Genomic DNA, 5,442 nt, shown 5'->3' on the forward strand with positions numbered 1-5,442 from the left:
CTGTGTCAGGCGGGCTTTCTGTCCCCCGCCATGACGATCCACAAGGCCATCCGGGCCATCCGCATTGAAACGCAGCACCCAGTCACGGATACTCTGACGGTCTGTCCCCGCAAGCAGGGCCGCCTCGCCGCGCGAGGCGCCATCATAAATCGCCGCAAGCGCCAACAGGCGACGCGACTGACCCGCATGCCGGCTTCTGCGCGCAAGGCGTCGCAACTCCGAACTATCATGATCGTCACGCAGGGATAGAGGGCTGCCCATCCAGAATGCCTCCTTCAGAGAATGGTCTGCATCCTATGAATCACATTTTTAAACCGATGGGTACCCCGTGAGTCAGGCCAAACAATGGTTGGTATTAGGGGCATCTTTCAAACTGTGAAATCAGCTGGCAGCTTTCCGCACCTTTTATCCGGAAGCAGTCCAACTGTTTTGTTTTCTTCCACGATTTGCCTGTTTGCTCAGCGATATAGGAGAAGACAGGCAGCAGTCGCCCTCATGTCGGACATAAAAGTGGGTTGGCTCGCCTTTCGCATAACGGACATAGTCCGCGCAGTCCCCCGCTATCACTTGGAGCCGAGAGTGGGGTGATCGTTATGGGAAATAACCAGCAAGAATACAGGCGCTTAGGTTGGCCGTAGCAAGACACGCCCGAAGCCACTGGGCAGGGAGTATAAATCATTTGGATCGGGCAACGATGCTTTCGGTTTTCGGCCTTGACACGATGATGTTCGGTGCGGGCGGCAATCCAGATTTTCTGGACAGCGTCAAGATTCATGAAGGCAATTCCGAACCCAACCAGAAGGTCGAGCCAGACCGAATGGTGGCCGAGCGTGATACGGAAGCAGTTTTCATTCTGGGTTCTATTGGCATATCGGACATAATCTTCAAGTAGTTCTGTGCAGCAGTGGCCCATACCTGTCACTTGAACAAGGTTTCCGGAACTCCCGTTTCGTTTTCAGAAAAACTACCAAATTTGACAGCAAGAATAGGCAAAACAAACAGGTTAAGTATCATTGATGTCATGAGCCCTCCAAGAATGACAGCTGCCATAGGTCCTTCGATTTCCCGCCCAGGCGCATTCATATCAACAGCCAGAGGCGCCAGTCCAAGCGCCGTAACGAGCGATGTCATGAGTACGGGGACGACGCGGTCTCTGGCCCCCCGGAGCGCTGTTGTTACTCCCCATGTGAGATGTTCCCGCTCGACCAAAGTCTCAAAATGCGAAATCATCATCACCGAATTCCGAAGCGTAATCCCGAATAGAGTAACGAAGCCGACTGTTGCCCCAAGAGTTAGCGTTGTGCCGGAAACAATGATTGCCAGAATGCCGCCGACAAATGCGAAGGGAAGATTGACGAGTATCAGAGCGAGATTGCGCCATCCTTGTGTGATTATTGAGAGCAGAATCATGACCGCTATGGCAGCGAGCCCGGAATTTATAAACAGTTCCTTGCGTGATTGTGATTCAGCTTCCGCTGCGGATGTAAACTGAACGTAGGTTCCAAGAGGCAGTTTGATATTTTTTGCTATAGCCGTGCGTGCGTCCTGAACGAAAGATTGAGCTGATCGTCCTGTAACATTTGCGGTGACAGTCTGTGTTCTCTGTGCTCCCAGATGTGACACCTGATAGCGACCGTTCGTCTCATATATGTCTGCGACAGCGCGGAGTGGTACGTAGTTTCCGTGAACAGTATGCAGTGGCAGGAAGCCGACAGACGCAACATCATTACGACTTGCGTCATCAAGACGAACCATAACATTAAAAGCCGCAGAACGCTCGTATATCTGCCCCACGGTTTCACCCTGCCAGGCTGTATGGATGGATCGGAGTACATCCGCCGACCGAAGCCCCCAGCGCTCCAGATCAGCAGGGCGTAGCCGAATAGCAAGTTCCGGAACACCAGGGGGTGCTTCTATCCGGACATCTGTTGCGCCATGTATCTGATGCAACATGCGGACAATATTATTTGCCTGGATATCCAATACATCCAGATCATCGCCAATAATATTGATTGCCACAGCCGAAGACGAACCAGAAAGGGTTTCGTTTACGCGCATCGTCAAAAAACTACTGACAGAAAAACTGGCCCCAACGAACCCGTCAAGCGCTTTGCGAACGCGGGCATCAATCTGTCGGGAAGCCTTCCCATCCACCTGATTCAAATCAACCTCAAACTCGCTGGTATGTGGTCCATACGTGTCCTCATCCAGCGAGGCGCGTCCGACTCTCTGAGCAACCGAACGGATTTCGGGAAGCTGACGAAGTTTTTCTGTAACCTGTCTACCTAATTTCAGAGACTGTTCCAGGGAAGTCCCCGGAGCAGCCGTCATATGAATGATAAGGTGACCTTCCTTGAAATCAGGAATGAAATCGCTTTCAAGGAATGGAAGGGCCGCAAACCCTATCAAGGTGGTCAGGATCATCCCGCCTATAACAAATCGGGGATGGCGCATTAATCTGGCCAGAAGACGTTCATAAGCTCTGGCGGTCCATCCTGCCAGGGGGGGCTCTCTCCGGGTTTCTCCAGGCGTCGCCAAGAGCCATGCGCAGAGTGCAGGTACAACGGTTACAGCAGCGGCAAGAGAAGCCATGACCGCAAGAACATAAGCTGTTGCCAGTGGAGCAAACAGTCGTCCCGAAAGTCCGGGAAGGGCGATGACAGGCAAGAAAACGATAATGACAGCAAAGGTCGCGTAAACCACTGCACTGCGGACTTCAACGCATGCATCGAGTACGACGCGCGCTGTAGATGCGGGCTGGACCAGAAGCCGGTTTTCACGCAATCGGCGTGTAACATTTTCGACCCCGATCACGGCGTCATCCACGACCTCGCCGATGGCGATAGCAAGCCCCCCCAGGGTCATGGCATTCAAAGTAACCCCGAGTGTCTCCAGCAACGACAGGGCTATCAGAATAGCCAAAGGTATGGTGGCGCAACAGATTGCAGCGGTTCGCAGGTCAAAAAGGAAAAGAAAGATTACGGCAACCACCAGAAAACCGCCCAGAAGCAATGCTCGTGTGGCATTCCCCAATGCGGTCGTAATGAAATTGGCGGGTCGGAACAGGTCAGCATGCAATGTAATCCCCTGTCCCTGCAATTGCGGGCGGAAATCGGTAAGTGCCGCCTCGATTTCCCGGGTCACAGCCATCGTATTGGCACCGTACTGTTCCCATATATTAACCACAATGCCTGTCTTTCCCTCGATACTGGCCGCGCCGAAGGCGGGAATAGGGGCTTCAGTTACAGTGGCAATACTGCCCAGTGTGACAGCACCATTATCAGAGCGGACAATCACAGTGCGGGCCAGACTTTCTGGCGTCAGGGCCTGACCGTCAGACTGAAGAACGACTCTTTGGTTCGGGGTATCAATAAAGCCGGCCCCCTGTATGCCAGTTGCTTCCTGGGCAGCCGCAAGGACGTCATCAAGTCCGATATGATGCAAGATGAGTTGGTCTGGATGTACCTGTATCTGGAGTGACCGACGCTCCCCGCCAAACACACTGACTCCAGCCACACCAGGCAACGCCAGCAGACGCGGCCTTAATGACCAGTCAGTAAGCGTGCGCAACTGCATGAGGGACTGTTGTTTCGACGTCAGACCAATCACCAGTACCAGACCGGCGGATGAGGTCAGTGGCGTCATAGTCGGAGCATGAACACCGGCTGGCAATTGCTGTGCAACAACATTCATTTGTTCCCCGACCAGTTGCCGGGCGCGATAAATATCGGTCGATGTCGCAAACAGGACGTTGACGACTGACAGTCCCTGAATCGAAGTCGATTGCACGCGCTGAATACCCGGGAGGCCGGTCAGGGCAATTTCCATTGGGCGACTAACCAATGTTTCGACCTGTTCCGGCGTAAAACCAGCGGCTTCGGTCTGGATCGTGACCCGTGGCGGAATGAATTCCGGAAACACATCATAGCTGGCATGTCTCAAGCCATACAGGCCATAGAAGAACAACAGACATGCGGTTGCGATAACCACGCCCCGGAAGCGGATCGAAAACCCGATAATAGCTGCCTGAAGGCTGAAAGAACGTCCCGTCATCAGTCGTCATCGTCTCCTGATTCAAGCTGAGCTCGGAATTCTTCAGACAGAAGTAATTGCGTACCCTCTACGACGATTTGCGTTTCGTGTGTGATTTGTCCTGGAGTATCTTGGATCAGGTAGCCACCTTCTCGGTCCGGCACGTCGGTCGTAAGGGGTAGGCGTGTAAATTTTCCGTGTCCGTTATCACGGTATATCCACGACTTACCTTGCAGCCAGATAATAGCTGATGCAGGTATCCGGATACCGGGACGTTCCTCTTCGGTAGGCAGGAGAACGGAAACATTCATGCCCGCGACAAGCTGACTTTCAGCCGACGCAAAATAGAAAAAGCTACGCCCCTGAATAGCAGGATCGGTCATGGTTACAGGAGACAAATAGTGGAGCATTGTCCCGTGTCCACCCGTGTTTCCATAATCGGTCACATCCGCCTGACTTGGTGGGGTTGGTAGATCCGTATCTGGTGGAAGGGTCACCTTGACCAAGACCACTTGTTGTTGAAGTAACTGTGTAATGAAAATTGTATTTTTTTCGGTAGCGTCAGATATGACCGAACCAAATTGCTGTCTGATAATATTAAGTGCGTTATTCACCCGGACCTGTTCTGCTTTTACCATAGCTGAGTTGGACTGAAATCTGGCTGTTGTCTCCTGGAATTGTTCCTGAGAGATATTCTGCCGGTCGCGATACAGTCCTTTGTCACGATCGAGTTTCGCACGGGCAAGCGTCTGCTGTGCCTGCATGCTCTCCAGCCGCGCTTTCATGTCAGCATAATCACTAACAAGAGTGATAAGTTGTGTTGCGTTCAGAACGTAACCATAGGCGGGAACCAACTTTCTCCAAGGCACGATGCTGGGTCGTGCAGAAGCGATGCCACTCTTCGTAACTGCTTCCGGGGAGACCGTCACGGTCGCCTCTGCGTAACCATCCGGCGAGACTTGCAGTTACCCACAAATCTGCTGTTCTTGAATTTTGTGCTTGATGCAGATGAATCTGTTGTGATTCCTTTTCTGTCACCTTTATGCAGGCGGGGTGTGAGAATGGTACAGGATTGGGTCATACAGGAAATATCCGGATCTGACCTTGGCGACGAGCGCCTGAACAGGCGTCTGGGCACGATGCTCGCGGCACTTGCTGAACGACCGGGCAAGTCTCTCCCGACGGCATTTCAGGATTGGTCTGCGACCAAGGCAGCATATAGATTTTTTGCAAATGCAAATGTAAGCGAAGACAAAATCCTTGAAGGGCATTTTTCTGCTACCGCCCAGCGTTTCGATGCGACTGCAGGGCCAGTCCTGATCCTGCAGGATACAACGGAGTTTTCCTTCACCCGAGCATCTCCCGAAAAGATCGGGTTTACCAAGGTCTCTACGGGAGGCAGGGAAAAAA

Annotated in this window: 4 protein-coding genes and 1 pseudogene; 2 read left to right on the plus strand and 3 right to left on the minus strand. The window is 52.6% G+C overall.

All coding sequences use genetic code 11. The features are described 5' to 3' along the window. On the minus strand, positions 1–261 hold a 261-nt coding region (locus GEU01_RS19175; RefSeq protein ID WP_026018662.1), incomplete at its 3' end, for a helix-turn-helix domain-containing protein. A 433-nt stretch (positions 262–694) separates the two neighbouring features. On the opposite strand from GEU01_RS19175, the gene GEU01_RS19180 reads away from it, so the two are divergent. Further along, positions 695–892: a hypothetical protein gene (locus GEU01_RS19180; protein ID WP_010516885.1), complete on the plus strand. Its 198-nt coding sequence runs from the start codon at positions 695–697 to the stop codon at positions 890–892. Positions 893–918: 26 nt separating this feature from the next. Here the strand turns inward: GEU01_RS19180 and GEU01_RS19185 are convergent, their stop codons facing one another. Further along, positions 919–4,053, minus strand: coding sequence for an efflux RND transporter permease subunit (locus GEU01_RS19185; protein WP_019087350.1), 3,135 nt, complete (start codon positions 4,051–4,053; stop codon positions 919–921). Continuing rightward, positions 4,053–4,973: pseudogene (locus GEU01_RS23390) on the minus strand (efflux RND transporter periplasmic adaptor subunit); the annotation flags it as partial. The gene GEU01_RS19185 and the pseudogene GEU01_RS23390, both read right to left, overlap by 1 nt. An 18-nt stretch (positions 4,974–4,991) precedes the next feature. On the opposite strand from GEU01_RS23390, the gene GEU01_RS19195 reads away from it, so the two are divergent. Next, on the plus strand, positions 4,992–5,442 hold a 451-nt coding region (locus tag GEU01_RS19195), incomplete at its 3' end, for an IS4/Tn5 family transposase DNA-binding protein (RefSeq protein WP_198284481.1).

The sequence above is a fragment of the Komagataeibacter europaeus LMG 18890 genome (assembly GCF_000285295.1).
Lineage (GTDB): Bacteria > Pseudomonadota > Alphaproteobacteria > Acetobacterales > Acetobacteraceae > Komagataeibacter > Komagataeibacter europaeus.

Coding starts and splice junctions, on each gene's coding strand:
- GEU01_RS19180 (WP_010516885.1), top strand. CDS start 695: ATGCTTTCGGTTTTCGGCCTTGACACGATGATGTTCGGTGCGGGCGGC.
- GEU01_RS19185 (WP_019087350.1), bottom strand. CDS start 4,053: ATGACGGGACGTTCTTTCAGCCTTCAGGCAGCTATTATCGGGTTTTCG.